Genomic DNA, 26,873 nt, shown 5'->3' with positions numbered 1-26,873 from the left:
CCATGGGATTGACCGCCGGCCCTAAGCGGGGGGCATCAGGAAGGGATTGGATGGCTGGAAGCCCGCTCCCACCCTGGTCCACGGCGAACACACATCCGGGGGCAGCTCAATTCCTTGTAGGAGCGAGGCTTGCCCGCGAAGGCGGTAAGCCTGACGACATCAATGTTGAATGGGCTGGCCGGTTCGCGGGCAAGCCTCGCTCCTACGGGCTCAACCCAGATTCCTGCTCGCGATGGCGGTGACGAGCGGCATGGCTAAGACAGTTGCTCCCACCAAAAGCAAAATCACCATCACCATCACCATCACCATCACCATCACCACCATCACCACCACCACCACCACCACCACCAAACTCCCAACCACCCCGCACCGCCCTTCACCACTCAACAGGCCGAGCGTTAGCTCGCCTGCCGCTCTTGATCTGGCTCTTGATCTTGATCCACCCGCCCCATCGGCAGGCTGAGTGGAGGTATGCCTCTGGGGACTGGCGCGCAGCGCCGTTCGACGCAGTCGAACTCATCGCATGGAGGTGCAGCGAAGCAAACCGGAGGCGATGCCCCCAGAGGGATACCGGAACGAAGGAACCCCGAGCCCTAGCGAGGGGCCGGACGCTCGGGGCGAGACCTTTGCTTCCTTTGGGGCGTTTGCCAAAGGGAGTCGACCGTCAGGGCGAAACCAACAGTCGCCACACCCGCAGCAACGGATATGTACACCACCCGCCAGAGATAGGCCGGCCGGAAGGCCGCCTCGCGAGCGGGCTCGCTCCCACAGTGGACCTGGGTACATCCACAAGAGCCAGGCCGGCCGGAAGGCCGCCTTCGCTGGCAAGCCGGGCTCGCTCCCACAAAGGCTCCAGGCTCCAGGCTGTACGCAAAACACTACTTCTTGCGCGCCCTCTCATGCCTATCCGCCTTCTCGAACGCCTCTTCCAACGCCCGGTTAATGGTGCGCACCACCTTGACCCTGGCCCAGCGCTTGTCATTGGCCTCCACCAACGTCCAGGGCGCCACCTCCGTGCTGGTACGGTCGACCATATCGCCGACAGCCGCACGGTAGTCATCCCACTTCTCGCGGTTGCGCCAGTCCTCCTCCGTGATCTTGAAACGCTTGAACGGAATCTCCTCACGCTCCTGGAAACGCTCCAACTGCGTCTGCTTATCGATGGCCAGCCAAAACTTGACCACGATCACATTGGACGCGTTGACCTGCTCTTCGAAATCATTGATCTCGCCATAGGCGCGCATCCAATCGGCAGGGCTGCAAAAGCCTTCGATACGCTCCACCAACACCCGGCCGTACCACGAACGGTCGAAAACAGTGAACTTGCCACGTGCCGGAATGTGCCGCCAGAAGCGCCACAGGTACGGTTGCGCCCGCTCCTCTTCGGTGGGCGCGGCAATCGGCACGATGCTGTACTGGCGCGGATCGAGCGCTGCCGCCAGACGTCGGATCGCCCCGCCCTTGCCGGCCGCGTCATTGCCTTCGAACACCGCCACCAACGCGTGCTTGCGCATGCGCTTGTCACGCATCAAGCCAGCCAGGCGGGCCTGCTCGGTGATCAACTGCTCCTCGTAATCCGTCTTCTCCAGGCGCCGGCTCAGGTCCAGGGCGTCCAGCAGGCTGCGCTGGTCGACGCTGCGGGTCAGTGGCGCGGCACTGACCTTGTCCGGGTTGACCGCCGGGCGCTTGAGGGCACTTTGCAGGCCTTCGAGCAGCAGCTTGCCCACGGTCAGGCTGCGGTAGTTCGGGTCTACGCCCTCAATGATGTGCCACGGCGCATAGTCACGGCTGGTGCGACGAATCACCCGCTCGCCGTACTTCACGAACCGGTCGTAGGTTTCCGATTGCTGCCAGTCCAGCGGGCTGATGCGCCAGCTGTGCAACGGGTCGTCCTGCAACGACTTGAGGCGCGCCTTCATTTGTTTCTTGGACAGGTGGAACCAGAACTTGAAGATCAGCGCGCCTTCATCGCAGAGCATTTTTTCCAGGCGCTCGGCCTGGTTGATGCCTTGGTCCAGCACCGCGTCCTTGAACAGGCCATGGACCCGACCCTGGAGCATCTGGCTGTACCAGTTGCCGAAGAACACGCCCATGCGGCCCTTGGCCGGAAGCATGCGCCAGTACCGCCAGGCCGGTGGCCGGGCGAGTTCTTCATCGGTTTGCTGGTCGAACGTACGCACCTCGATCAGGCGCGGGTCCATCCATTCGTTCAGCAACTTGACCGTCTCGCCCTTGCCCGCGCCTTCAATGCCGTTGATCAACACGATCACCGGGAAACGGCCCTGCTGCTTGAGTTCGAACTGGGCCTCCAGCAAGGCCTCGCGCAGCGCCGGCACTTCGGTTTCATAGGTTTTTTTGTCGATCGCATGACCGATTTCGGCTGACTCGAACATGAACGGCTCCCAGGCAAGATGGAGCAAGACTAGCGGATTGCCCGGCGCTTTGTTCGGGCAATGGCCGCACCGTTGCCGTGGATCAATCCCCCGCCCCCACCTCACCCTTCCGGGACATGGCAAATGCCCAGGTCCTGGTGCTTGATCATTTGCTGGGTCAGGCGCTCCACCACCTCGACGATCGCTTGTCGCCGGGGCGCGCGCAGGGCTTCCATCTGCGCGAGGTATTCGCCGTCGGTGAGGCTTTGTCGGCTCTCGAAAAGCCTCTGTTGTTGCACATCGAAGGGCTCGGTCGCCGCAAGAAACTCACGGGGAAACTGCTGCTTGAGATGGCCCTTCCAAAATGACAGTTGGGCAATGAACCCCATGAATGCGGGGGACAACTCGGCCGTGCGTACCTGATCATGCGCCGCCTCCAGGCCATCACGGGTCACGTTGGCAAACGCCGCGAACTGCGTATGTTTGGGCTGCCCCGGCAGTTCCAGGGTCTTGGCCAGGCCGACGCGAAACGCCAGGCTGACTTCCAAAGGGTCCGGCGAGGCATGCTCCGTGGCATGGGCCCGGGCTATTTTTTCCAGCTCACTGAGGCGAAACAAGCCACGACCCAGTTTCAACAGCCCTCCAGGGCTACCCTGGGTGCGTCCGGGACGATGGGTCGCTCGCTCCACCTCCATCAGCACTTCCAGTTGGCTGAAAATGTCGGCAGCCCCGTCCGCGCAGTTCACCGGATGCGCCGCCAGTTGAAAGACCTGCTCACGCAGTTCGACGCTGTCATGGGTCGACTGCAAGACCTCCCAGACCCGCCGGCTCAAATCCTCGCGCACGTAGCGACTGTCTGCGGTGCCGGACAACTGGGCCAACAGTTCGAACAGCGGTGCCGACTCCCCATCATCACGCAAGTTAGCCCAGACGTTGCGTTTAAGGGCATTGCGCGTGGCCACTTCGTCCGGCAACCACAACCCCCGGGCCTTCAACTCGGTGAACCGTGTTTGATCGTCCTCCACCACGCCCATGCCGATGCCGACATCCTCACGGTAGCGCGCCAGTGCCGTCATCGCCGTCGCCGCCAGCGGGTTCCCCCCCAGGTTGATCGCCTGGCTGAAACTGCGGGTGGAGGTGAACAGCCACTCAGGCAGGAGCGTGATCCAGTTATCGCGCAGATCCGCCTGTTCCAGGTAGGCCAGACGCCCAAGCCCGGTGGGCAGGTCGGTGATGTGGGTGTCCTGCAGCAACAGGGTCTCCAGGTTGCCCATGTGGCTGACATCCACATGACCATCGAGCGGATTGTGGCTCAGGTCCAGGCGGCGCAATGTGCTCATGTCGGCCAGCTTTTTGCGGGTGTACTCGGTCAGCGCCAGCAGGTTGCGGGCCAGGGACAGGCTGTCGAGTTCGGGCATCCGGGACAGGTATTCCGGCAACCGGGTCAACCGGTTGCGGTCCAGATCCAGGCGTTTCACGCCCTTGAAACACTTGAGGAAGTACGCGACGTCATCGCCCAGGCGCATGTTTTTGAGTGACAACTGCCGGACATGGTCGAAACGAATCTGCGGCGGTAAGTTCGGCAATGCGCCTACGCGCATGTCATCCAGGGTCAGGCTGGCAACCGGCAGCTGTCGCTCATCGAGCACCACGCTCTGGCGCCGCCAACAGGCCTCGATGCGCTCGGCCACTTGCTGGCGGCTGTGACGAATGTCTCGCAGGCCCGGTTGGTACTCCAGGTCCTGGAGGTTGCTTTTCCAGTGCTTGAGAATCGCCCGCAGGCGCTCCAGGTCCAGGGTCATGCGCTCTACCGCCTTGGCCCGGGACAACTCATCGACACCGCAGGCCAGCAGCAGGTCAGTGGCTTGTGCGTCACTGAACGTGGGATAGAGCCGCTTCACCTTGCCCAGCAGCACACGGCTGCGGGCCGCCGCCCCGGCCGGTGAGTCCGCCAACCGGCAGGGCGTTTCTACCGTCTGGGGTTCGTGGGCCTGATCGGAGAACGCCTCGGCGGCCAGCTCACGCTCGCTCTGCACCTGGGCAGCCACCAAGCGTCGCAGGCGCCAGCCGTTATCGGCCTCCACCACTGGCAGCCCCAAGGCGATGCGCTGGTGGTCGGCCAGGGGGCGCTCAATGGCCTCGAACAAACCGTCGGGGCCTGAGCGGACATCGCTCAGGCTCAGCGCATTGCCATCGAACGCCTGGAAACCGGCTGGCGAGCGGACTATCACCCGCCGCTCGCGGGCACCTGCGATGGCTCCCAGGGCCAGCAACTCACCCTGTGGCGAGTCCTGGCGCAATTCCAACTGTAGCGTGCGGTCCCACCCCCCAAGGCGCGGCAACAGGCGCACGGCGACGCACTCGGTGTCGAGGCCGGCCAACTCTGGCTGCTCGAATCCCGCCAGGGCGCGGTCCAGTCGTTGCTCCTCAAGGGCCCCGCGCACCGCTTCAGCCAGGGCCATGGGGACACGCTGCTGCTCGCGCAGTGTTTGCCAGTCCAATGAAGACGCCTGGGCCATCAACTCGCGCATGACCCGGTACGGCAATTGCGGATAGGTGCTTCGTATCAATAACCACTCCGGCGGCACCCGTGCTTCGCAGGATTGGTACAACTGCTCGAACAGCGGCTTGCGATACGCCTTGAGGTGCGCGAGCAATCGATGCACCAGGGTCGCGTGCTCCTGATGGGCCGCAACGCCCTCACCCAACAAGCCGTTCTTTTGTTCCTGATCCAACTGGGAAAGCACCCCGTCAAATACCTGCCCCTCCTTCACCGCCTGTTCGGTGAGGGTCACACGCAGGCTGGTCTCGTCAAAAAACGCGCTGTCGGGGTAACGCGCGGTGACGCGGCCCTGGGCATCCACCACGTCGAAGTAACGCCCTTCGGGCCAGCCCGGCAACAACGGCAAGACGTGCATCTGCAGGGTCGCGCTTTCAGCGTTGAGGTAAACACCGCGCTCCAGCAGCCAGATCAGGTCGCGAATGGATTGCTCGAGCCTGAAACGTTCGTACAGGTCGCGAAAGCGCGCGGGAAACGGCAGGCATTCCCGGGCCAAGTGATAGGCCCAGTGATAGGGTTTGCCCATGATGTCATTGACCAGTCGCAGCTTGCGCGAGTCGAGCGCCGGGTGACGGCTCGCCGGCTCCAGACGGGAAAACAGATAATTCTGATCGTCCCACTCTTCTGGTCGTTCGAAGGAAAAGCGCCAGGCGCCCTCACCGTTGTGCAACAAGGCCGGACGATAGGCCGTGGGGCGCGCGCGGTGGATCGCCCGCCACTGATCCAGCCGGGCGTCAAAGGCCACCTGGTGGACGTAGCCATTGACCTTGACGTACCAATGGCCACCCACCGCGTAGAGGCCTTGCGCGTCTGCCACTGCGTTATCGACAAGACGCTGGTCATGGGTGTACGGCGCAATGTCCGCACGCCAGAACCGCGGGTTGCCATCACTGGAACGCACGGCCTCCAGCTCGCGAAAGTAGCCTTCGAGGTTCAGTCGGGTCCGTGTGAGTACCTTGCCGACGACCTTGCTCCCCGCCGCAAACAGCACCATCGAGGTGATGTTTTGCGCCACGGCCACCAATTGCTTGAAGGCCTCCTCCTTGTCCCCCCGCTGCCAGTCCTCAATACCGTCATACACCTCGCCGAGCATCTGCCCCACGGCCACGCCCGTCATCAACAGCCCCAGCGCCGGTACAACAAAACCGGCGAGGTTGAGCAGCGTCAACCCGGCATCCAGATACGCCAGCAAACGCTGCTGGCGGGCTTGCTCGTCCACATCCTCGACCGGCACCGCCAGCGTGCGCGCGTCGATTTGCAGCTTGCCCACGTAGGTTGCGAAAAAATGCCGCGCCAGGCTGACCTCGATGGGCTTGCTCTCCAGCACACCCACGCTGCGCTGCGGATCGAATCGACTGAAGAAACCGAGCCGGTCAACCTCCCCCAGGTACCCCGTGAAGAACGTGCGATAGCTGGCGACTTCCAGCTTCAAGTCCAGGTAGGTCTTGAAGTCGTTGAGCGAGGGGTACTCAAAGAACGGACGCCGCGGCTCATTCGGCATGTAGACCAGGCAAGGATCCTGCGGGTAGTCGGCAATCGGCCGGCCGGAGAACACCACAACGCTCCACAGGCAACTGTCGAGCGCATTCAGGCCTTGCCAGATGACCGGGCGGCCATGAAACAACAGGTCCTTGGCCTCTGCAGGGCCCAGGTTGCGGTCAAGCAGTGCACACACCAGGGCATGGCTGTCCGGGCTGATATCCCCACGCATGAGGGCGATATGGGCATCGATTCTGACATCCAGGGTTTTCATCCAGCCGATATCGACCGCGACCCCGTTGATATAGGCATCATCGCCGGCCTCACCCGCATTCAGGTAGAACACCTCGGCGATGTGTTGCTGGTACAAGCGGCCCAGATCCAGCTCCCGGCAGCCTTGGGCGAACGCCGACGGGGTAAGCCCGATAACGGCCTGCGGGACCGCTGCTGATTGCAGCACAGACTCGGGAGGGTATCGATCCACTCGCGTCTCATCTTCGGTGAAGTTCTGCAGGGCCATGTGCAACACGCTGTGCTTCTCTCGCTTGATGACCCGCGAATACTGCAACGGCAGGACGTCTTTCTCGTACTCATAGTAAGCGCGGACAAACAGGTCCTTTTCCGGGTCCACCGATACCTGCCACCGCGCCTGGCAGTAAGCCTTCAAGTGTGCGCTGCAAAACTCATCCAGCGAACGCAGCCGCCGCAGGCGCCCGGCGACGGCGTCCCTGGCCTCTTCAACCTGCGAGGCGTCTGTCTCCAGTGCCTCCAGCACACCCGGCGGGGCATTGACCATCCAGCCCGGCAGACGCTTTTGCAGCACCTGGGCCTTGGCCAGATCGCCGGTCATGTCCAGCAAGGCGGCTTGTAACTGCTGCTGGGTCAGTTGAGTCAAGGCGTGGGTCAAATCATCCTGTGTGGGCATCGGCAATGTTCCTTATTGCTCGTTGATCAGGCCTCCACGATACCCCGGTGCTGACGCTCAAATGACGCGGTTAGTTGATCGGTCCGGGGGGTGTTCGCCGCAGTTTTTTCCATGCAAAAAGCAGCGGGCTACCACCCACGCTGTTCACCGCAGCGCGTCCCGAGGTCGCCGCTACATTCGTGGCGAGCACGCTCGCTCGCCACGGCCAGGTTTAATGTCGAGATGAGCTTCGTTGGCGTGTCCCGTGATCGGCTAGAATGGCCGCCTTGTCTTGCCCGAGTTGCCCATGAACCCCGTACAGCCCAATGCCCAGCTCGACTGGGACGACCAGGGACGCCCACGCTCGCGGGTGTTCGACGACGTGTACTTTTCCGACCAGTCGGGTCTGGAAGAAACCCGCTACGTGTTCATCGAACAGAACCGCCTGGGCGAGCGCTTTGCCGCGCTCTTGCCGGGCGAGCGGTTGGTCATTGGCGAGACCGGCTTCGGCACCGGGCTGAACTTCCTGTGCGCCTGGCAGTTGTTCGAGCAGCAGGCTCACGGCGGCGCGCGGCTGCACTTCATCAGCGTCGAAAAGTACCCGCTGAGCCGGACCGACCTGCAACGGGCCCTGGCGCTGTGGCCGGACCTCAAGCCGTGGGCCGATCAGTTATTGAACCAGTACGTGGCCATCCACCCAGGTTTTCAGCGCCTGGTGCTGGACCACGGCCGCGTCACCCTGACGCTGTTGATCGGCGACGCGCTGGAGCAACTGCCGCAGTTGGATGCGCAGGTCGACGCGTGGTTTCTCGATGGTTTTGCCCCCGCCAAGAACCCCGACATGTGGACGGCCGAACTGTTCGCCGAACTGGCACGCCTGGCGGCGCCCGACTCGACCATCAGCACCTTCACCAGCACCGGCTGGGTGCGCCGCCTGCTCAATGGCGCAGGCTTCAAAATGCGCCGTACGCCGGGCATCGGCCACAAGTGGGAGATCCTGCGCGGCACGTTCGTCGGTTGGCCTGCCGAGACACCGCGACCGGCGACGGTCAAACCCTGGTTCGCCCGCCCTGCCCAGGTGATCGAACAACGTCACGCGATGGTCATCGGCGCCGGCCTGGCCGGGTGCGCCACGGCGTCCAGCCTCGCCGCACGCGGCTGGCAGGTCAGTCTGTTGGAACGCCATGCCGATCTGGCGCAAGAGGCCTCGGGCAATCCCCAGGGCGTGCTGTACCTCAAGCTCTCGGCCCACGGCACCGCGCTGTCGCAACTGATCGTCAGCGGTTTCGGGCACACCCGGCGCCTGCTGGAACACTTGCACCGGGGCCTGGACTGGGATGATTGCGGGGTGCTGCAACTGGCGTTCAATGCCAAGGAAGCCGAGCGCCAGGCGAAGCTGGTCAGTGCGTTTGCCGCCGACTTGGTGCATCCCCTGGATCAGGCCCAGGCCCAGGCCCGGGCCGGCGTAGCCCTGGACCACGGCGGGCTGTTTTACCCCGAGGGCGGTTGGGTGCACCCGCCGGCCCTGTGCCGTTGGCAGGCGACTCACGCCCACGTGCAGATGCTGACCCACCACGATGCCCTGGCGCTGCGCAAGGTCGATGACCAATGGCAGGCCTGGAACGGCGACACCCTGCTGGCCAGCGCACCGGTGGTGATCCTCGCCGGCGCCGCCGAGATCAAGCGCTTTGCCCCGAGCGCCGAGCTGCCACTCAAGCGCATTCGCGGGCAAATCACCCGCCTGGCACAGACCACCGCGAGCCAAGACCTGGCCACGGTGGTGTGCGCCGAAGGCTACGTCGCCCCGGCGCGCCTGGGCGAACACACCCTCGGCGCCAGCTTCGACTTCCACAGCGAGGACCTGACGCCCAGCACCGCCGAGCACCTGGGCAACCTGGACATGCTCAAGCAAATCTCCAGCGACCTGCTGGCCCGCCTGCACGTCGAACAGTTGGACCCGAGCGCCCTGCAAGGCCGTGCGGCGTTCCGCTGCACCAGCCCCGACTACCTGCCGATTGTCGGCCCGCTCGCCGACCACCCCGCCTTTGCCCAGGCCTACGCCGCCCTGGCCAAGGACGCCCGGCAAGTACCGGACATCGCCTGCCCGTGGCTGGACGGCTTGTACGTCAACAGCGGCCACGGTTCGCGCGGCTTGATCACCGCGCCGCTGTCCGGCGAATTGCTCGCCGCCTGGCTGGACAACGAACCCTTGCCGTTGCCCAGGAGCGTGGCCGAGGCCTGTCACCCGAATCGTTTCGCCCTGCGCCAGTTGATCCGCCACACCCCAACCAAGGGTTAGTCGACCTACGGCACGGGGCACGCGGTCGGCGCATCATCCGACAACGACTCCAGGGTCAAGCGCCGGTAGGTGCGTTCCTGGGCCTGCTCCTGCTCGCGCTGGATCTCATCGACCTGATCGCGGTAAGCCTGGTCCGTCAACGCCTGGGACCGGCTGAACGCGGCATGCATGCGCTGGTGGAAGGGTAGGTTGAGGCGTTCGAAGACGGCGGCAAACCGTCGCCGCAGATGCGTCAGCCAAAACGGTTGCTGCACCAGGAAATCCGGTAGCCGGGTACTCAACTCGGCCTGCCGGACCTCGCCCTCGGCGCGATTCAGTGCATCGCTGGTGACGCCACTCAAGCTCGCATAGCGCATGTGCTGGGGTTGCCCCGGCAGCTCAAGCTCGCGGGCCAGGCCGGTGCGATAGGCCAGGCTGACCTCCAACGGATCGACATGTGGATGCTGCTCCCGGAACGTCTGCGCGATGTTTTCCAGTTGATCCAAGCGAAACAACCCCCGCCCCAGCTTCGCCATGGCGTTCGCCTTGAACGTCGGGCTGCCCACCAGCCGCGACGCCTTGTCGATCTCGACCAGCACTTCCAGGCTGCTGAAGTTAAGCGCGGCCGCATCATCGCAATTGATCGGGGTGGCCGCCCGGTCGAAGATCTCGCTGCGCAGCGCGGCATCGGTCGACGCGGCGTGCAGCACGTCCCACACCCGGCGCACCATGTCTTCGTGCACATAGCTGGTGTCGGCCGCCCCGCCCAGTTCGGCCAACAGCTTGAACAGGCCTTCGCTGGCCGGATCGTCCTTGAGCCCCTGCCAGATAGCGCTGCGCGACGACGTGGGGAGATGCTCATGGCCAAGCCACAGTTCACGCGCCGCTTGCTCATTGAGGCGCACGATATCGTCCTCGACGTAACCCATACCGACCCCCACGGTGTTGCGGTAGGTCAACAAGGCCTCCCGGCTACTCTCGGACAAAGGGTTGAGTCGCAGGTTGATGGCTCGGCTGAAGCGCCGGGACATGCGGAACAACCAGGCCGGCAAGGTACTGATGTCGTTGCCGCGCAGGTCCACAAGTTCCAGGTTCGGCAAGCGCTGCAAGCCCTCGGGCACACTCCTGGCGCGGGTATCGCGCAACAGCAGACAGCGCAAATCGAACAGCCGGCTGACATCCGGTGCGTCACCCAGCGGGTTGTCGTTCAGACTGAGGGTTCGCAAGCGCGTCAGGCCGGCAAGACGACGACGCCCATAGTCGTTGAGCTGCAACTGGTTGCTGTCCAGGTACACCTGCTTGAGTTCAGCCAGGTGCGAGAGCACCTCGGGGACTCGGGTCAATCGGTTGCGCGTCAGGTCCAGGCTCTCGATCTCGGGGAAATGCTTGAGGAAGTACGCGGCATCGTCCCCCAGCCCCATGTGGCCCAGGGAAAGGCGCCGCACATGCCTGAACTCGACCTGCGCCGGCAAGGTCGGCAAGCTACCGACCTGCAGGTTGTCCAGTTCAAGGCCGGGCACGCTGACGTTGTATTCATCGCTTACCTTGAGCATATGCCGCCAGCAGCGCTCGATGCGGTTGGCGACGATCTCGCGACTGCGCCGCAACTCGATGCGCGCCAGCAGCGAGGACCCGCCTTGGGCGTCCTGGGACCGCCAGGTTCGCAGCGCCGCACGCAAGGCCTGATGCTGCTGTTGCAGGGCCTTGAAGGCCGTCGCCCGGGTCACGTGATCGCTGCCCAGGTTGTCGATAAAGGCATGCAATTGCGCGTCATCGAGCAGGGGGAACAGGTGACGAACCTTGCGCAGCAGACTGGCCGGGTGGGGCGCCAGCTCCGCAGGCGAGGCCTGGGCGCACGCCAGCCACGCCGTGTCCGGTTCCGCCAGTTCCCCGTGTACCGCACGGACCGCCAGGGGCCGATCATCTTCAGCCAGGCGCATCAACTTGGCCTGCAACTGCCACTTGCGCACGCTTTCCTCACCTATCCCCAACGCCGTGTGTTCCTCACGGCTCAGGGCATTGAGCAGCGCCTGGTAAAAACTCTCCGGGCCCTCGACAGGCACGCCCAGTGATTGCCCTGCCCGGTCGAATGCCTGGTACGTTTCGCCCGCGCGAACCAGCACGTTGCGTGGCGACGCGCCCCGACCAAAGGTATCGAGCAACGGGCCATCGACCGTGTTGTCGCGCACCTCGAACACCCCTTCACGCGGCCACCCCTCGAGACGGGCGAGCAATCTGCCGATCATGCGATAGGTGTCGTCGTTGGCCAGTTCCGGCACGTACAGCCCGCAGATGGCGCGATCCACCTGCACCGCGTCCCAGGCCTCGCGGGCTTTTTGCGCCAGGTGCAGGGGCACTCGCCGGCGCTGACTGAGAATCTGTTGCTCAACCGTCGACATCTCGCCGCGTAGCTGGCGGATCAGCCTGACGGGCAGTTGCGGGAACACCTCGCGCACCAGCGATGACTTGGCAGAGGCGGTGCTGTCGTAGGCCGCATATAGCAAGTCGAACACCCGCTTATGCTGCTGCTTCAAGGTCTGGATCAACCGCCCCGCCAACAACGCACGTGCCTGAGTCAGGCCTGGGTGACTTCCCAGCAAGCCCAGGGTTTCTTCCTCACTCAACGTACGGAGCAAAGTGTCCAGCACCAGCCCCTTGGCCACTTCCTGCTCAGTGATAAGAATGCTCAGGTCTGCGTAATCAAACGGCGCGACCTCCGGATAACGCGCAGCCACTTCGCCCGCACTGTCCAGCACCTCGAAGAAGCGCCCCTTGGGCCAGCCGGGCAACAAGGGCAAGGTGTTCATTTTGGCCACCGCCGTCTCCGGGTCGTGATAGTGCCCCTGCTCCAGTTGCCAGCGCAGGTCACGCACCTGCTGGTCGAGGCGAAAACGGTTGACGCAATCTTCGAACCTGGCAGGCAGCGGCCGACTCTCCCGGGCCAACTGCTGTGCCTGCGCCAAGTCCAGCCCGGTAATGGCCCGGGCATAGTTCATGACGCGTGGCGCCAAGTTGCCCAGGCGCGGGTCAATGCGTCTCAGCGCGTAGTCGGCATCAGACCACTCATGCTCATGTACATGCCGCCAGCCGCGCTCGCCGTTGTGCTCAAGGGGCAGGCGATAGGCGTCCTCACGTGTGGGGTGATGGATGGACCATTGGCCCGATGGCGCGTCGTAGCCAACCTGGTAAAGGTCACCCTCGAGGCGCAGGTAATGCGCGCCATTACGCTGATAGAGGCCCTTGGGATCGGGGGTCAATCCCTCGATTACGCTTTCGGGCTGGCGGTAGGGCCGCAGGTTCACGCGCCAGAGCCTGGAGCTGCCATCGGCGCGGTGAATGACTTCGAACTGTGCAAAGTGCTCCTGAGTGCTCACGTTCAGCCGCCCCAGCGCCGAGCCCACCACCTTGCCCGCCGCCGCGAACGCCGCCAGCGACGCCAGGCTCTGCGCCACCGAAAGCACATGGCCCAGGGCCTCGTGCCGATCCTGGTGGCGCCAATCCTGGACCGCTTCATAGGTCTCGCCGAGCATCTCCCCGATGGCGACCCCCAACATCAATTGCCCCAGGACCGGCACAAAAAAACCGGCCACATTGGCCAGTGTCAGCCCCGCGTCCAGGTAGCGCATAAATCGGGCGTCGCGCTGCTGGGCATCGACATCACCGTTGGGCACCACCAGGACACGGGCGTCCAGCAGCGCCCTGCCGGTATAGGCATTGAACACAAAATCGGAGAAGCGGGTCGCGGCGGGCAGCGGTTCGAGCGACCCCAGGCCCTGTTCGTCATCCATCCGTCGAAAGAACTCATCCCGATCGACCTCACTCAGGTAACGCTCGAACCGCTTGCGATAGGACGGCACCCGCAGTTTCAGGCCCAGGTACAGCTTGAAGGCTTCCGGGGAGGGGTATTCATAGAGCGGGCGCACCGGTTCGTTGGGCAGATAGACCACACACTGGCCGGCAAAGGCAGAGTCGGTTCCGGTACTGGAGAACACCAGCGCTCCCCACAGGCAGCAGCCATGAATCTTCAGGCCCTGCCACTTGAGCTTGCGCCCTTGGGGCAGGTGGTCGGCGGCGAGGGGTGGCGCCCCGTCGAACTCGTTCAACGTGAGCAACTGGCGATACGTCGACTCACTGATATGCGCCATGGCGTAGGCGATGTGCAGGTCGATCTGCATATCCAGGGATTTGAGCCGGGAAATATCCACCGCTGCCGGGCTGTACGAAGCGTACGCCGGGTCCTCGACAGCCGGCGCCCACTTGAAGACCTCGCGTACGTGCGCCTGGTAGCGCTTGCCCAGGTCAAGTTGGCGACAATAGCGGGCAAACTGGACCGGGCTGACCTGGGCCGCTTTTTTTGTGCCACTGCTCAGGATCACCGCGCGCGGGGACAAATCGCTGCCCTGGGCCTCACCCTCGGTAAAGCCCTGCATGGCCGCGTGTACCAGCGTTCGATAGTCGTACGTCACCTCTTCGGCCACGCCCCCCAGATCGCCTCCGGTAATCACCCGCCTGGGCAGTTCCAGCAGGTCGAGTTCAACGTCCAGCGGCCCCTCCCACTCAGGCGGTAGGTGCTGGCGCAACTGGCGCGCGCAGAATTGTTCGGGCGGTTCTAGCTCTCGCAGGTACTGCTCGACCCTGAGCTGATACCGCAGGCTGCTGGCTAGCGCCTGCTCCAGCGCCTTCAACACCGCTTCCTGGGTCGTGTACAACCAACGTGGAAGTGTCTCGTCCAGCACCTGGGCGTGATCCAGGTCCCCCGTCAGCTCCAGCAACGCGGCGAGGCGTTGTTCGTTGCTCAGCGCCGGTGCAGGCGGGTCGGTATCGTTCATCACAGACATTGGCAATGCTCCTTATTGCACATGACAGTGCTGCCCACGATACCGCTGCCACCCGGCTGATCCAGCGCAAAAAACTGGGCATAACCCAGCCTCTGCCCGCCACTATTTGCATGTATTACAGACGTATGTAACACCACGAATGCAAGGGTGGGCCGTGGATACTTATAACCGATCGATCTAAAACTCCAGAAAACCCACAGGGTCAGTTCTTCAGTACCCCACGTTTGGGTACACCCTCCCCAACGGCAAAACCGGTAAGGAATTTATGTGCGGATTAGCTGGCGAGTTACGTTTTGATCATCAACCGGCCGACCTGGCCGCCCTTGAACGCATCACCCATCACTTGGCCCCGCGTGGCCCCGACGCCTGGGGGTTGCACAGTCAGGGACCAATGGCCCTGGGTCATCGGCGCCTGAAGATCATGGACCTGTCTGACCGCTCGGCGCAGCCGATGGTCGACAGCGCGCTCGGCCTGTCGCTGGCGTTCAACGGGGCGATCTACAACTTCCCCGAACTGCGTTGCGAGCTGGAAAGCCTGGGCTATGTTTTCTATTCCGAGGGCGACACCGAAGTGCTGCTCAAGGGCTATCACGCCTGGGGCCCTGAGCTGCTTGGCAAACTCAACGGCATGTTTGCCATCGCCATCTGGGAGCGTGACCACCAGCGCTTGTTTCTGGCCCGTGACCGCCTCGGTGTCAAACCCTTGTACCTGTCGCGCACCGGGCAGCGCCTGCGCTTTGCCTCGACCTTGCCGGCACTGCTCAAGGGCGGCGACATCAACCCAATGCTCGACCCCGTGGCGCTCAATCACTACCTGAACTTTCACGCCGTGGTCCCGGCGCCCCGCACCTTGCTGATGGGGGTCGAGAAGCTGCCACCGGCCACCTGGATGCGCATCGAAGCGGACGGTCGCACCGAGCAGCACACCTGGTGGACGTTGCCCTATGGCCCGCGTGCCGATGAGCTGAACCTGACCCTCGACGACTGGTGCGAGCGGGTGCTCGACAGCACCCGCGAGGCGGTCGCGATTCGTCAGCGCGCGGCGGTGGAGGTCGGCGTGCTGCTTTCCGGTGGCGTCGACTCCAGCTTGCTGGTGGGCCTGCTGCGAGAAACCGGGGTGCAAGACCTGTCGACGTTCGCCATCGGCTTTGAAGATGCCGGCGGCGAACGCGGGAATGAGTTCCAGTACTCAGACCTGATCGCCCAGCGCTACGGCACCCGCCATCACCAACTGCGCATCGACGAACACCAGATCATCGAGCAACTGCCCGCGGCCTTTCGCGCCATGAGCGAGCCAATGGTCAGCCACGACTGCATCGCCTTCTACCTGCTGTCCCGGGAGGTGGCCAAGCACTGCAAGGTGGTGCAGAGCGGCCAGGGCGCGGATGAACTGTTCGCCGGTTATCACTGGTACCCGCAGGTCGACGGTGCCCGCGATCCGTACGCCGCCTACCGCGAGGCTTTTTTCGACCGCAACTACGCCGACTACGCCGCCACCGTGCAACCGCAATGGCTGATCGACCATGACGCTGCCGGCGACTTCGTGCGCGAGCATTTCGCCCAGCCGGGCGCCGCCGCGCCTGTGGATAAAGCGCTGCGCCTGGACAGTACGGTGATGCTGGTCGACGACCCCGTCAAACGTGTGGATAACATGACCATGGCCTGGGGACTGGAGGCGCGCACGCCCTTTCTCGACTTTCGGCTGGTGGAGTTGTCGGCGCGGGTGCCGGGGCAATTCAAACTGCCGGCCGGTGGCAAGCATGTACTCAAGGAAGCCGCGCGCCGGGTGATCCCCAGCGAGGTGATCGACCGCAAAAAAGGTTACTTCCCCGTGCCGGGTCTCAAACATCTGCAGGGCGCCACCCTGGATTGGGTGCGCGACTTGTTGCTGGACCCCAGCCAGGATCGCGGCCTGTTCAACCCCGCCATGCTTGACCGCCTGCTGAGCGACCCACAGGGCCAGTTGACCCCGTTACGCGGCTCCAAGCTGTGGCAACTGGCGGCGCTGAACCTATGGCTCAGCGAGCAAGGAATCTGACCGATGAAACCTCACCAGAACCAACGCTTGCTGCGGGGTCAGGCGCCGTCCTACGAACGCCTGCAGGCACGCTTTGCCGAAGACGGCAGCCACGGCGGCGAACCGATTGCCGTGCACTGCGGCTGGGGCCGGCTGCTGATCGGCCACACCTTCCCCGACCCCGCGTCCCTGGCCCGGGAACTGCTCCACGAACAGCCGGGAGAGCGGGACATCGCCCTGTATGTCGCCGCCCCCCAGCAAGTGCTGGGGCTTGCGCCGACGCAGTTGTTCCTCGACCCCTCCGACACCCTGCGCCTGTGGTTCAGCGACTACCGCCAAGCGACCCGGGTGTTTCGTGGCTTTGGCATACGCCGCGCGCAAAGCGAAGCAGACTGGCAGGCGATCAACCAGCTGTACCTGAGCCGCTCGATGCTACCTATCGACCCGCAGCGCCTGACACCCCGCGATCTCGGCGGCCCGGTCTACTGGCTGGCCGAAGACGAGGACAGCGGCGCGTTGATCGGCAGTGTCATGGGGCTCAATCATCACCGCGCCTTCCACGACCCGGAAAACGGCAGCAGCCTCTGGTGCCTGGCGGTTGATCCGCAGTGCTCGCGGCCCGGTGTGGGGGAGGTGCTGGTACGGCATTTGATCGAGCACTTCATGAGCCGCGGCCAGAGCTACCTCGACCTCTCGGTGCTGCACGACAATCGCCAGGCGAAACAGCTCTACGCCAAGCTGGGATTTCGTACGCTGTCGACCTTCGCCATCAAACGCAAGAACGGCATCAACCAGCCCCTGTTCCTCGGCCCGGGCCCTGAAACCGGATTCAATCCCTACGCACGGATCATCGTCGAAGAAGCGCACCGGCGCGGTATCGACGTACAAGTCGACGATGCCGCAGCCGGGATGTTCACCCTCAGCCATGGCGGGCGACGGGTACGTTGCCGGGAATCGTTGAGCGACCTGACCAGCGCCATCAGCATGAGCCTGTGCCAGGACAAAAGCCTGACCCATGCGGTACTCAAGGGCGCAGGCCTGCATCTACCGGCCCAACAGTTGGCGGGCAGTGTCGATGACAACCTGGCGTTCCTCGACGAACACCTGCGGGTGGTGGTCAAGCCCCGCGATGGCGAACAGGGTCAAGGCGTTGCAGTGGATTTGCGGACTATCGAGGCTGTGCAACAGGCCATCGACGAGGCACTGCGGTTCGACAGCCGGGTGTTGCTGGAGAGCTTCCACGAAGGCTTGGACTTGCGGGTCCTGGTGATCGGCTTTGAGGTGGTGGCCGCGGCGATTCGTCGGCCCGCCGAGATTGTCGGTGACGGCTTGCACACGGTGAGTGCACTGATCGAGGCCCAGAGCCGACGCCGACAAGCGGCGACTGGCGGCGAGAGCAAGATCCCCCTGGACCAGGAAACCCAGCGCACGCTGCACGAGGCCGGTTACGACGGGGCCAGTATCCTACCGGCCGGCGAACACCTGTGCGTGCGGCGCACGGCCAACCTGCACACCGGCGGCACGCTGGAGGACGTCACGGCGCAGCTACACCCCACGTTGCTGGACGCGGCAATACGCGCGGCGCGGGCCCTGGACATTCCCATGGTCGGCCTGGACCTGATGGTGACCGCCGCCGATCAGCCGGACTACGTGTTCATCGAAGCCAACGAACGCGCCGGGCTGGCCAATCATGAGCCGCAGCCGGTGGCCGAGCGTTTTGTCGACTTGTTGTTTCCCCATAGCCAGGGGGTGGCCTGACACATCCCCGTTGCCGGTCCAGGTCACCTTCGCGAGCCGGCTCGCGAAGGTGACCTGACCAACAACCCCCCTCTTGCCCTCATCAGGAGTTTCCATGACCCGTACCCTCCCTGAACCGGACCTGGCCTACCTGCAGAAAGTCCTGCTGGAAATGCTCGCCATCCCCAGCCCCACCGGCTTTACCGACACCATCGTGCGCTACGTCGCTGAACGCTTGGAGGAGCTGGGCATCCCCTTCGAACTGACCCGGCGCGGCACCATTCGCGCCACCCTCAAGGGCCAGAAAAACAGCCCGGACCGCGCCGTTTGTGCACACCTGGACACCATTGGCGCCAGCGTCCGTGCGGTCAAGGACAACGGCCGCCTGAGCCTGGCTGCCGTAGGGTGCTGGTCGAGCCGCTTTGCCGAAGGCAGTCGGGTCAGCGTGTTTACCGACAACGGCGTGATCCGCGGCAGCGTGCTGCCCTTGATGGCGTCCGGGCACGCGTTCAATACCGCGGTGGACGAAATGCCCATCAGTTGGGACCACATCGAGCTGCGCCTGGACGCCTATTGCGCCACCCGTGCCGATTGCGAATCGCTGGGGATCGGTATCGGCGACTTTGTCGCCTTCGACCCATTGCCGGAGTTCACCGAAAGCGGCCACATCAGCGCCCGGCACCTGGACGACAAAGCCGGGGTAGCGGCGCTGCTGGCGGCTCTGAAGGCCATTGTCGACAGCGGCGAAACGCTGATGATCGATTGCCACCCCCTGTTCACCATCACCGAAGAAACCGGCAGCGGCGCGGCCGCCGCCTTGCCCTGGGATGTCAGCGAGTTCGTCGGCATCGACATCGCGCCCGTCGCACCCGGCCAACACTCCAGCGAGCACGCGGTGAGCGTGGCAATGCAGGACTCCGGCGGCCCCTACGACTATCACCTGTCACGCCATTTGCTACGCCTGGCCGGCAACCATGAGTTGCCAGTGCGCCGCGACCTGTTCCGCTACTACTTCAGCGACGCGCACTCGGCCGTCACCGCCGGCCACGACATTCGCACCGCCCTGCTGGCGTTCGGCTGCGACGCCACCCATGGTTACGAACGCACCCACATCGACAGCCTGGCAGCCCTGAGCCGGCTGCTGGGCGCCTACATCCTCAGCCCGCCGGTATTCGCCAGCGATGCACAACCGGCCAAGGGTTCACTGGAGCGCTTCAGCCATCAACTGGAACACGATGCGCAGATGGAAAGCGACACCCGCGTGCCCTCGGTGGACAGCTTGATTGGGCAGCACCGCGATCACTGAGTGCTCACTTTAGAGGTATGCGGTTTGATTGATTGCCATCGCCGGCAAGCCGGCGATGGCGCCAGGCCAGGCGCCGCATGACCCAGGACTAGCCCACACGCCTCATTCGCCGTAGCATCGCGCCCATTGATGAGCCGAGGTAGCCATGCTGATTCCCTACGACCAACTTGAAGTCGATACCCTGACCCGCCTGATCGAGGATTTCGTCACCCGTGACGGCACCGACAATGGCGACGAAACGCCGCTGGAAACTCGCGTGCTACGGGTGCGCCAGGCGTTGACCAAGGGCCAGGCCCTGATTGTCTTCGACCCCGAAAGCGAGCAGTGCCAGTTGATGCTCAAGCACGATGTGCCCAAGCACCTGTTCGACTGACGGCCTCAGCCGCGCGAGTGCAACAGCCGTGCGCGCCTGGCCTGGAGGCGGGCATAGACTTCGCAGCGATACACGTTGATGTGCTGTGGGGCTTCGACACCGATGCGCACGGTGTCGCCATGCACCGCCAGGATACGCACCGAGATGGTGTCACCAATGGAAATGAACCGGCCTACGTTGCGGCTGAGTACGAGCATGTCTCTGATCCTTGAGATGAGCGACTCTTGAAGATGGCGGGTGCAGATCCAGGCTTCAATGTGCCGACAGCAAATCAGAGTTGCCCTACCTCATGAGTCGATACTTCTGACAGACATCCCTTTCAGAACCATCCCCATGACTCAAGGTGCGGTGAAGCGCGGCCCCAGCAGGATGATGCTCGCGCCCAGCACGCACAGTGCGACACCCAGCCAGTCCGAGGTCAACGGCCGCACCCGCTCCACCAACCCCAGCCAGCCGATCGAGGCGACGATGTAGATCCCGCCATACGCGGCATAGGCACGCCCGGCATAGCTCGACTCGACTTTGGTCAGCAACAGGGCGAACAGGGTCAGGCTCAACAGCGCCGGGGCGATCCACCAGGCACTCTTGCCCTGGCGCAGCCACATCCAGAAGGCATAGCAGCCGGCGATTTCAAACAGCGCCGCGAGAAAAAACCACAGGTAATTAAGCATTCGTCCGTCTCGTCAGGGTCGCAGATGCGGCAACCCTAACGGGGTGGACCGGTCGTCGCAAGTTCAGTGGCTGCCTTGCTTGGCCTTGGCGCGCATCTTATCGGCCATCACGGTCATGTCGTCGTAGATCAACTGCGGGTTCTTTTGCTTGACCGCCCAGGCCTGGCGGCCCTGCTCGTGGGGCAGGATCATGAACTCGCCGGCGGCGACCCGCTGGTAGATGTAGTCAGCAATCTCGCTGGCGGTGATGGGTGAGCTTTCCAGCAGCTTGCCGACCTGGGCCTTCATCGCCGGCGTCGGCCCCCGGAAGGAGTCCAGCAGGTTGGTCTGGAAGAACGACGGGCACACCACGTGCACGCCGATCTCCTGGTGCGCCAACTCGATCAACAGGCTTTCGGACAAGGCCACCACACCCGCCTTGGCCACGTTGTAGTTGCTCATGGCCGGGCCCTGCATCAACGCCGCCATCGAGGCGATGTTGATGATCTTGCCGCGGCTCTGCTCCAGCAGCGGCAAAAACGCCTTGCAGCCCTTGACCACGCCCATCAGGTTGATTGCGATCTGCCAGTCCCAGTCTTCCAGCGACAGCTCGCTGAAAAAGCCACCCGAGGCGACCCCCGCGTTGTTGACGATCACATCGATGCCGCCCAGTTTGGCCTCGCATGCCTGGGCGAAGGCGGTCAGTTGGCTGTAGTCACGCACATCGCAGCGCTGAGTGAAGCCATCGCCCCCGGCCTCGCGCACCTGGCGCAGGGTCTCCTGCAGGCCCGGCTCACTGACATCGGATAAAGCCAACTGCCAGCCTTCACGGGCCCAGCGCAGCGCGATTTCGCGGCCCAGGCCGGATCCGGCGCCGGTGATCATCATCCGATTGTGCATAGGAAACTGCCTTGTTGAGCTTGGGAAAGATGCTCGCAGTGTAGTGAAGGATTCTGCGCCGCCCATGACCATCAAAGCGCTGAATGCCCAAAGCAAACCGCGGGCGCACACGACTCCTGTGACAACGAGCGTGGCTGACGGGTAAGCCGATTCCTCTCCCCCGGCGTCACCCACCCACCGGTTCGAGATGAAGAAACATTGAATCTTCTGCCCCGCGCACCAGTCGGAACCCTTAAGCCGCTCGGATTGCTCCTACCGAGCCTGTTGCTCCATCCACGTCAAACAAGGAACACCGCATGGGCACCATTCTTCTGGTTATCTTGATCCTCCTACTGATCGGTGGCCTGCCGGTCTTCCCGCACTCCAAAAGCTGGGGTTATGGCCCATCGGGCGTCCTCGGCGTGGTCGTGGTGGTGCTACTGGTGCTGCTGCTACTGGGCAGGATATGACCAAAAAAACGCCACCCCTAGGGGTGGCGTTTCATTTACCGACTAACGCTTGGAACCTACACCCGACTCAGTTAGGCGTGCCGTTGACCACACCGGCGGTGTTGTCCAGCAGGCTCTTGGTCGCCGTTTGCAGGAACGCTTCGAGCTTCTGTTTCATCTCGGCGGTACGCGGGGCATCCGGCACCACTTCGGCGTGGGGATTGGCACCCAGTTGGTACTGGTACATCTTCGGCGCCATGTCCTTTTCCTTGGGCAATACGAGGATCTGGTCGGCCGTGATGATCGCCGTGGTCTGCTCGCTGCCCGATGGCTTGATCACACCAAAACCGGTGTCGCCTTCTGGCAGGTTGAGCAGGTCGCGTCCCCAGCATTGGTGACGCACTTCGCCACCCAGGCGACCCATGATGGTCGGCACGATGTCGATCTGAGTGCCCACGGTGTGGTCCAGCTTGCCGAACTTCTCCTGGATGCCCGGTGCAATCATCAGCATCGGCACGTTGAAGCGACCCAGGTCCATTTCGGTGATCTGGCGCTGGTTGCCAAAGCCGTGGTCACCGACGATGACGAACAGGGTTTCCTTGAAGTACGGCTCCTTGCGGGCCTTCTCGAAGAACTGCCCCAGCGCCCAGTCGGAGTAGCGCATGGCGGTCAAGTGCTCGTTGAGGCTGCCACGGTTGGTGACAGGCTCAACCGGCAACGGGCTCGGCAGCGCGTACGGCGTGTGGTTGGACAAGGTTTGCAGCAAGGCATAGAACGGCTTGCCGTTTTCGCGCGCCTTGAGCTCTACCAGGCCGCGGTCGAACATGTCCTGGTCGGACACGCCCCACGTCGGGTCGGAGAACACCGGGTTGACGAAATCGTTGCGGCCGATGAAGTTGGTCATGCCCTGGTTGCTGAAGAAGCCCGACTGGTTGTCCCAGGCAAAATCGCCGTTGTAGACATACACGTCGTCATACTTGCGGGCGCTGAGCAGTTGCGGCAGGCCCGACAGCTTGTGGCTGCCTTCAGGCGTCTGCATCAGGTACTCAAAGCCCGGCAGGTTCGGGAAGCAGGCCATGGTGGCGAACATACCCTGGTGGGTATGGGTGCCGTTAGAGAAGAAGCGGTCGAACAGCAGGCCTTCGGTGGACAGTTTGTCCAGGTACGGCGTGATGTTACCCGACGCGCCCAGGGCACCGACCGAGTGACCGGCCATGCTTTCCATCAGGATGACCACAACGTTCTTGATCGGCAGGGTCTTGTCGGCCGGCGGCGTGTAGTCACGACGTACGGCGGCGACGTCGGCATCCACCAGCTTGTCGTCCGGCATCACCAGCATCTCGCGCACGATTTTCTGTGCTTCAGGCTGTGGCAACGTGGCCTTCCAGATGTTGTCGCGATCTTCGGACATGCGGCTTTTCGCCGCCGCGACCAGTTGCAGGGTGCCATTGAGGCCCAACTGGTTGGCGAAGTTCGAGTCGGTGGTGTACACGTCACCCCAACGCATTGGCGGGCCCTGGCGCAGGGTGCCACGGGCAGCGACCACGCAGATCAGCAGGCAGACCACGAACACCGCGGTGCGCATGTACCACGGCGCCACCTGGCGGGTGCTGACGGTGCCTCCGCTGAACGGACCACGGGGACGGGTCGCACGGTCAGCGCCCTTGAACGCCAGGCTCAACAGCCAGGTGCCCACGACCCAGGCCAGCAGGTAGCGCACCACCGGAAAACCGTACCAGAGCATGCTCATCACGGTTTTCGGGTCTTCCTTCACATACTGGAAGACCAGGCCGTTGAGGCGCTGGTGGAACTCGCGGTAGAAGTCCATCTCCATCAGGCCGAGGAACAGCGCAGCGCTGGAGACCACGGTCAGCCACAACCGGAACAGGCCACGGGCCGCCATCGCCCGCACGCTGAACAGTGCCAGCAGCAGCGGAATGCTGAGGTAGACCACCAGGCGCAAGTCGAAACGCAGGCCGTTGGCGAAGGCTTCAAGGAAAGTCGAAGCCGGTGTATTGAGGATCATCTCCCGGTTGTAGACCAGCAGCGCAACGCGCAGCAGGGAGAGCATCACCATCATGACCAGGGCGCAGAGCAGCGTATAAGCCAGATGGGATTTGACGGTCGGTTGCAGCAAGCGATTCGTAGCTCGCTGCTGACTCAGGGCGTCCGGGTTTGCCATGTCGTTTCAGGACCCATTGGAGGTTGAGGTTGCAAAGATGTACTCGCGGCAATATTGCGCGGGCGAATTGTCTTGGAGGCTTTGTGAAAATTTCGTACAAAGCATATCTCGAAACACAAAAAACCGCCGGTGCACGCCAATACCTGCCGGTCAAGCAAACTCATGTGGGAGCGAGCCCGCTCGCGAAGAGACCCGTCCAGCCACCTCGACAGTGACTGACGCCGTCTTCGCGAGCGGGCTCGCTCCCACAGGTTTCATGCATTAACTGACGCCACCCGGCGCAGCTTAGTCGTTGCTGGGCTTGTTCACCGCTTGCAGCACGTATTGCGGCAAGGCGAAGGCGCCGATGTGGATTTCCGGGTTGTAGTAGCGCGTGACGATGCCGCTGCCGGCGAAACGCTGGCGCAGGGTATCGCGCGACAGTGTGCGGTACGCGGTGTCGGTCGCGCCCCAGGCAAAGGTCATGGCGCCGCCGATGTAGGTCGGCACGGCGGCCTGGTAGAAGTGCCAGTCCGGAAACAGGCTGCGCAGGCGGCCGGCGGTGGTCTTGACTTCTTCGATCTGCATGAACGGCGTGCCGTTCTGGGTCACCAGGATGCCGCCTTCATTCAGGCAACGGCGGCACGCCTGGTAGAAGTTCTCCGAGAACAGCACTTCGCCAGGACCAATCGGGTCGGTGGAGTCGGAAATGATGACGTCGAACTTTTCCTCGGTGGTGGCGACAAACCGCATGCCGTCGTCGATCACCAGGTTCAGGCGTGGGTCATCGAACGCCCCCTTGGAGTGGTTGGGCAGGAACTCCTTGCACATATCGACCACGGTGCCGTCGATCTCGACCATGGTGATGTGCTCGACACCGCGGTGCTTGGCCACTTCGCGCAGCATGCCGCCGTCACCGCCGCCGATGATCAACACACGCCTGGCCGCGCCGTGCGCCAGGATCGGCACATGGGTCAGCATCTCGTGATAGATGAACTCATCGGCCTCGGTGGTCTGGATCACACCGTCCAGCGCCATCACCCGGCCCATGCGCGAGTTCTCGAAAATCACCAGGTGCTGGTGTTCGGTGCGCACTTCGTGCAGCAGTTTGTCCATGCCAAAACGCTGGCCGTAGCCTTCGTAGAGGGTTTCCAGGTATTCGCTGGTTGGGGTAGTGCTCATGGGAAGTGCTCCGGTGAATGCGAGGGGCAACGCAAAGGCGCGCATTCTACGTCGCCGGACATGACAGGTCGAACCTCAGTGATCGGTTTTGACACGATCCTGTGGGAGCGAGCCTGCTCGCGAAGAGGCCGCATCAGTCGACACTGATGCGGCCTGACCCACAGCCTTCGCGAGCAGGCTCGCTCCCACAGTGGGTATCGGTTGAATTCAGTCGTCGTATCAAAACCGCACATTGCCCCGCGGACCGGCGATGGCCCAGATGATCAAGCCCAGCACCGGCAGCAGCAGGATCAACAACACCCAGATGATTTTCATCCCGATCTCGGCGCTGCTTTTGAGGACGTTGATGATCGCCCAGATATCCAGCGCGAGGATGATCAGGCCGACCAGGCCGTTAAAGGTAGAGCCCATGGTGTTACTCCTGAACAAGAGAAGACACTCCCACTTAGGATAGTCGGCTCTGGCAGGGGTTCCGTTTTATTACGCGGGACGTCGCAATGGCGCTAGACGTGGACAGCCACTTTCAGCGCTTCCAGGGACGGCGCTGCGCTAATCCCGACCTGGGCACACAGCTCCAGCACCCGTGGCACGTCGTTGCCATAGACCAGCACGACCTGGATCTCGTCGTCGAGCAACTGGCTGAAGTTGATCAGCGTATAGCCGCCATTGTCCGGGTTCATGCTGCCCATCTGGATCTGGATGCGATTGAGTGCCGTCAGCGCCTCAGTCTTGGCCAACTGCTTGGGCTTGATGTTGAACGCCACGCCCGGGCCAAACGAGGCAACGATCTGCGCAAACAGGTCCATGTAGCTATCGGCCTGGAACAGCACGGTTTCTGGCAGGCTGCCGACCACGACCCACTCCCCCAACGGTATCGGGAAAGTGTCGTCGTAGTTGATGTCTGGGTTGGCCGTCAGGAAAGCCGCGGGATCGGCGTAAGCCTGTGCGGCTTCGTCGGCGATCTGCGCAATTTCCGCCTCGCTCATGCAGCCGGAGCTGATTTTGCTGATGAGTTCGATGAGTGCGGCGTTCATGGCAGATCCTGTGGCTAGGGTTTTGGGGGCGCGCAGGATAGCGCATTCCAAGACAGATGCCGAAATCAGCCGACCAGCTTGCTTAGCTGCGCGAGGGTATCGGCCGCGCCCATGGTCTTGGCCGCATCCAGTGCGGTGATGCCATTGGCGTCCTTGGCCTTGGGGTCCGCGCCCTTGCTGATCAGGTAATCGACGATGGCCGTGCGGTTGAACATCGCCGCCATCATCAGCGCCGTACGCCCATCAAAGGATGAACCCTCGACCTCGGCACCGCCGTCAACCAAGGCGCTGACAACCGCCAGGTCGCCCTTGAATGCCGCGCCGGCAATCGGACTCTGGCCGTTCTCGTTACGAATCTCCGGGTCGGCGTTGTGCTCAAGCAACACTTTCACCGCATCGACATGGCCATGGTAGGCGGCCAGCATCAGCAGGGTGTCGCCCTTGTGGTTGCGCAGGTTCGGCGGCAGGCCCTTGCTCAGCAGGGCCGCGAGCATCGCGGCATCGCCATCGCGGGCCTTGTTGAAAACCTGTTCGGCAAACTCCGCGGCTTCTTCCGGGGACATCTGGCGGGATTTGTCTGACATTGGGGACTCCATCTTCGGTCAATCGCAAGGCCGCTAGTGTCCTCAAGCGGCCCGGTGCCTGTCATCCCTT

At 63.3% G+C, this 26,873-nt stretch carries 18 protein-coding genes; 7 read left to right on the top strand and 11 right to left on the bottom strand.

Going from position 1 to position 26,873, the window contains the following annotated elements; genetic code table 11:
• The first annotated feature begins 250 nt into the window (after positions 1-250).
• Complete coding sequence (locus tag BMW74_RS25225; protein ID WP_175479225.1) at positions 251-463, top strand: hypothetical protein; 213 nt, start codon at positions 251-253, stop codon at positions 461-463.
• A gap of 415 nt (positions 464-878) precedes the next feature.
• Here the strand turns inward: BMW74_RS25225 and pap are convergent, their stop codons facing one another.
• Both pap and BMW74_RS14505 read right to left on the bottom strand, forming a co-directional pair.
• On the bottom strand, positions 879-2,393 hold the full coding sequence (gene pap / locus BMW74_RS14510) for a polyphosphate:AMP phosphotransferase (protein ID WP_093421767.1): 1,515 nt from the start codon (positions 2,391-2,393) through the stop codon (positions 879-881).
• 101 nt (positions 2,394-2,494) lie between these two features.
• Positions 2,495-7,336, bottom strand: a complete 4,842-nt coding sequence (locus BMW74_RS14505) for an NEL-type E3 ubiquitin ligase domain-containing protein (RefSeq protein WP_093421762.1) — start codon at positions 7,334-7,336, stop codon at positions 2,495-2,497.
• A gap of 286 nt (positions 7,337-7,622) precedes the next feature.
• Here BMW74_RS14505 and mnmC point away from each other — a divergent pair, with 286 nt between their 5' ends.
• Positions 7,623-9,614 carry a bifunctional tRNA (5-methylaminomethyl-2-thiouridine)(34)-methyltransferase MnmC2/FAD-dependent 5-carboxymethylaminomethyl-2-thiouridine(34) oxidoreductase MnmC1 gene (gene mnmC / locus BMW74_RS14500; RefSeq protein WP_093421758.1) on the top strand — a complete coding sequence of 664 codons (1,992 nt, stop codon included), beginning with the start codon at positions 7,623-7,625 and terminating at the stop codon, positions 9,612-9,614.
• 5 nt (positions 9,615-9,619) lie between these two features.
• Here the strand turns inward: mnmC and BMW74_RS14495 are convergent, their stop codons facing one another.
• Complete coding sequence (locus BMW74_RS14495; protein ID WP_093421754.1) at positions 9,620-14,431, bottom strand: NEL-type E3 ubiquitin ligase domain-containing protein; 4,812 nt, start codon at positions 14,429-14,431, stop codon at positions 9,620-9,622.
• A 265-nt stretch (positions 14,432-14,696) separates the two neighbouring features.
• On the opposite strand from BMW74_RS14495, the gene BMW74_RS14490 reads away from it, so the two are divergent.
• From BMW74_RS14490 to BMW74_RS14475, 4 genes are all read left to right on the top strand, one after another.
• Entirely contained in the window at positions 14,697-16,469 is a 1,773-nt protein-coding gene (locus tag BMW74_RS14490; RefSeq protein ID WP_093421749.1) for an N-acetylglutaminylglutamine amidotransferase, read from the top strand.
• Between the two features lie 3 nt (positions 16,470-16,472).
• Entirely contained in the window at positions 16,473-18,206 is a 1,734-nt protein-coding gene (gene ngg, locus BMW74_RS14485) for an N-acetylglutaminylglutamine synthetase (RefSeq protein WP_093421744.1), read from the top strand.
• Positions 18,207-18,300: 94 nt separating this feature from the next.
• Positions 18,301-19,491 carry an osmoprotectant NAGGN system M42 family peptidase gene (locus BMW74_RS14480; protein WP_093421740.1) on the top strand — a complete coding sequence of 397 codons (1,191 nt, stop codon included), beginning with the start codon at positions 18,301-18,303 and terminating at the stop codon, positions 19,489-19,491.
• Between the two features lie 145 nt (positions 19,492-19,636).
• Entirely contained in the window at positions 19,637-19,864 is a 228-nt protein-coding gene (locus BMW74_RS14475; RefSeq protein ID WP_093421735.1) for a YheU family protein, read from the top strand.
• A 5-nt stretch (positions 19,865-19,869) separates the two neighbouring features.
• On the opposite strand, the gene csrA is transcribed toward BMW74_RS14475, so the two are convergent.
• The 3 genes from csrA to BMW74_RS14460 form a co-directional block, all read right to left on the bottom strand.
• Positions 19,870-20,061, bottom strand: coding sequence for a carbon storage regulator CsrA (gene csrA / locus BMW74_RS14470; RefSeq protein WP_093421731.1), 192 nt, complete (start codon positions 20,059-20,061; stop codon positions 19,870-19,872).
• A gap of 141 nt (positions 20,062-20,202) precedes the next feature.
• Positions 20,203-20,535: a YnfA family protein gene (locus BMW74_RS14465; protein WP_093421727.1), complete on the bottom strand. Its 333-nt coding sequence runs from the start codon at positions 20,533-20,535 to the stop codon at positions 20,203-20,205.
• A gap of 63 nt (positions 20,536-20,598) precedes the next feature.
• A complete protein-coding gene (locus BMW74_RS14460) occupies positions 20,599-21,414 on the bottom strand; it encodes an SDR family oxidoreductase (protein WP_093421722.1) in 816 nt (271 codons plus the stop codon).
• Positions 21,415-21,710: 296 nt separating this feature from the next.
• On the opposite strand from BMW74_RS14460, the gene BMW74_RS14455 reads away from it, so the two are divergent.
• On the top strand, positions 21,711-21,863 hold the full coding sequence (locus tag BMW74_RS14455) for a DUF3309 family protein (RefSeq protein WP_093421717.1): 153 nt from the start codon (positions 21,711-21,713) through the stop codon (positions 21,861-21,863).
• A 67-nt stretch (positions 21,864-21,930) separates the two neighbouring features.
• On the opposite strand, the gene BMW74_RS14450 is transcribed toward BMW74_RS14455, so the two are convergent.
• The 5 genes from BMW74_RS14450 to BMW74_RS14430 form a co-directional block, all read right to left on the bottom strand.
• Positions 21,931-24,024: an LTA synthase family protein gene (locus BMW74_RS14450; RefSeq protein WP_093421712.1), complete on the bottom strand. Its 2,094-nt coding sequence runs from the start codon at positions 24,022-24,024 to the stop codon at positions 21,931-21,933.
• Positions 24,025-24,309: 285 nt separating this feature from the next.
• Positions 24,310-25,185: a polyamine aminopropyltransferase gene (gene speE, locus BMW74_RS14445; RefSeq protein WP_093421706.1), complete on the bottom strand. Its 876-nt coding sequence runs from the start codon at positions 25,183-25,185 to the stop codon at positions 24,310-24,312.
• Between the two features lie 219 nt (positions 25,186-25,404).
• Positions 25,405-25,596, bottom strand: coding sequence for a PLDc N-terminal domain-containing protein (locus tag BMW74_RS14440; RefSeq protein ID WP_093421701.1), 192 nt, complete (start codon positions 25,594-25,596; stop codon positions 25,405-25,407).
• A 92-nt stretch (positions 25,597-25,688) separates the two neighbouring features.
• Positions 25,689-26,219 (bottom strand): hypothetical protein, encoded by a 531-nt coding sequence (locus BMW74_RS14435; RefSeq protein WP_093421698.1) that lies wholly within the window; start codon positions 26,217-26,219, stop codon positions 25,689-25,691.
• A 65-nt stretch (positions 26,220-26,284) separates the two neighbouring features.
• Positions 26,285-26,803: an ankyrin repeat domain-containing protein gene (locus tag BMW74_RS14430; protein ID WP_093421693.1), complete on the bottom strand. Its 519-nt coding sequence runs from the start codon at positions 26,801-26,803 to the stop codon at positions 26,285-26,287.
• Positions 26,804-26,873 lie beyond the last annotated feature (70 nt).

Origin of the sequence: Pseudomonas sp. ok272 (genome assembly GCF_900109995.1) — a bacterium.
In the GTDB taxonomy this organism is placed as follows: domain Bacteria; phylum Pseudomonadota; class Gammaproteobacteria; order Pseudomonadales; family Pseudomonadaceae; genus Aquipseudomonas.
Note: the sequence above shows the minus strand (reverse complement) of the source record. Positions and strands in the feature narration are given on the sequence as shown.

Bases quoted from the DNA above. Each gene is read 5' to 3' on its own strand.
- BMW74_RS25225 (WP_175479225.1), top strand. From the start codon at position 251: ATGGCTAAGACAGTTGCTCCCACCAAAAGCAAAATCACCATCACCATC.
- pap (WP_093421767.1), bottom strand. From the start codon at position 2,393: ATGTTCGAGTCAGCCGAAATCGGTCATGCGATCGACAAAAAAACCTAT.
- BMW74_RS14505 (WP_093421762.1), bottom strand. From the start codon at position 7,336: ATGCCCACACAGGATGATTTGACCCACGCCTTGACTCAACTGACCCAG.
- mnmC (WP_093421758.1), top strand. From the start codon at position 7,623: ATGAACCCCGTACAGCCCAATGCCCAGCTCGACTGGGACGACCAGGGA.
- BMW74_RS14495 (WP_093421754.1), bottom strand. From the start codon at position 14,431: ATGTCTGTGATGAACGATACCGACCCGCCTGCACCGGCGCTGAGCAAC.
- BMW74_RS14490 (WP_093421749.1), top strand. From the start codon at position 14,697: ATGTGCGGATTAGCTGGCGAGTTACGTTTTGATCATCAACCGGCCGAC.
- ngg (WP_093421744.1), top strand. From the start codon at position 16,473: ATGAAACCTCACCAGAACCAACGCTTGCTGCGGGGTCAGGCGCCGTCC.
- BMW74_RS14480 (WP_093421740.1), top strand. From the start codon at position 18,301: ATGACCCGTACCCTCCCTGAACCGGACCTGGCCTACCTGCAGAAAGTC.
- BMW74_RS14475 (WP_093421735.1), top strand. From the start codon at position 19,637: ATGCTGATTCCCTACGACCAACTTGAAGTCGATACCCTGACCCGCCTG.
- csrA (WP_093421731.1), bottom strand. From the start codon at position 20,061: ATGCTCGTACTCAGCCGCAACGTAGGCCGGTTCATTTCCATTGGTGAC.
- BMW74_RS14465 (WP_093421727.1), bottom strand. From the start codon at position 20,535: ATGCTTAATTACCTGTGGTTTTTTCTCGCGGCGCTGTTTGAAATCGCC.
- BMW74_RS14460 (WP_093421722.1), bottom strand. From the start codon at position 21,414: ATGCACAATCGGATGATGATCACCGGCGCCGGATCCGGCCTGGGCCGC.
- BMW74_RS14455 (WP_093421717.1), top strand. From the start codon at position 21,711: ATGGGCACCATTCTTCTGGTTATCTTGATCCTCCTACTGATCGGTGGC.
- BMW74_RS14450 (WP_093421712.1), bottom strand. From the start codon at position 24,024: ATGGCAAACCCGGACGCCCTGAGTCAGCAGCGAGCTACGAATCGCTTG.
- speE (WP_093421706.1), bottom strand. From the start codon at position 25,185: ATGAGCACTACCCCAACCAGCGAATACCTGGAAACCCTCTACGAAGGC.
- BMW74_RS14440 (WP_093421701.1), bottom strand. From the start codon at position 25,596: ATGGGCTCTACCTTTAACGGCCTGGTCGGCCTGATCATCCTCGCGCTG.
- BMW74_RS14435 (WP_093421698.1), bottom strand. From the start codon at position 26,219: ATGAACGCCGCACTCATCGAACTCATCAGCAAAATCAGCTCCGGCTGC.
- BMW74_RS14430 (WP_093421693.1), bottom strand. From the start codon at position 26,803: ATGTCAGACAAATCCCGCCAGATGTCCCCGGAAGAAGCCGCGGAGTTT.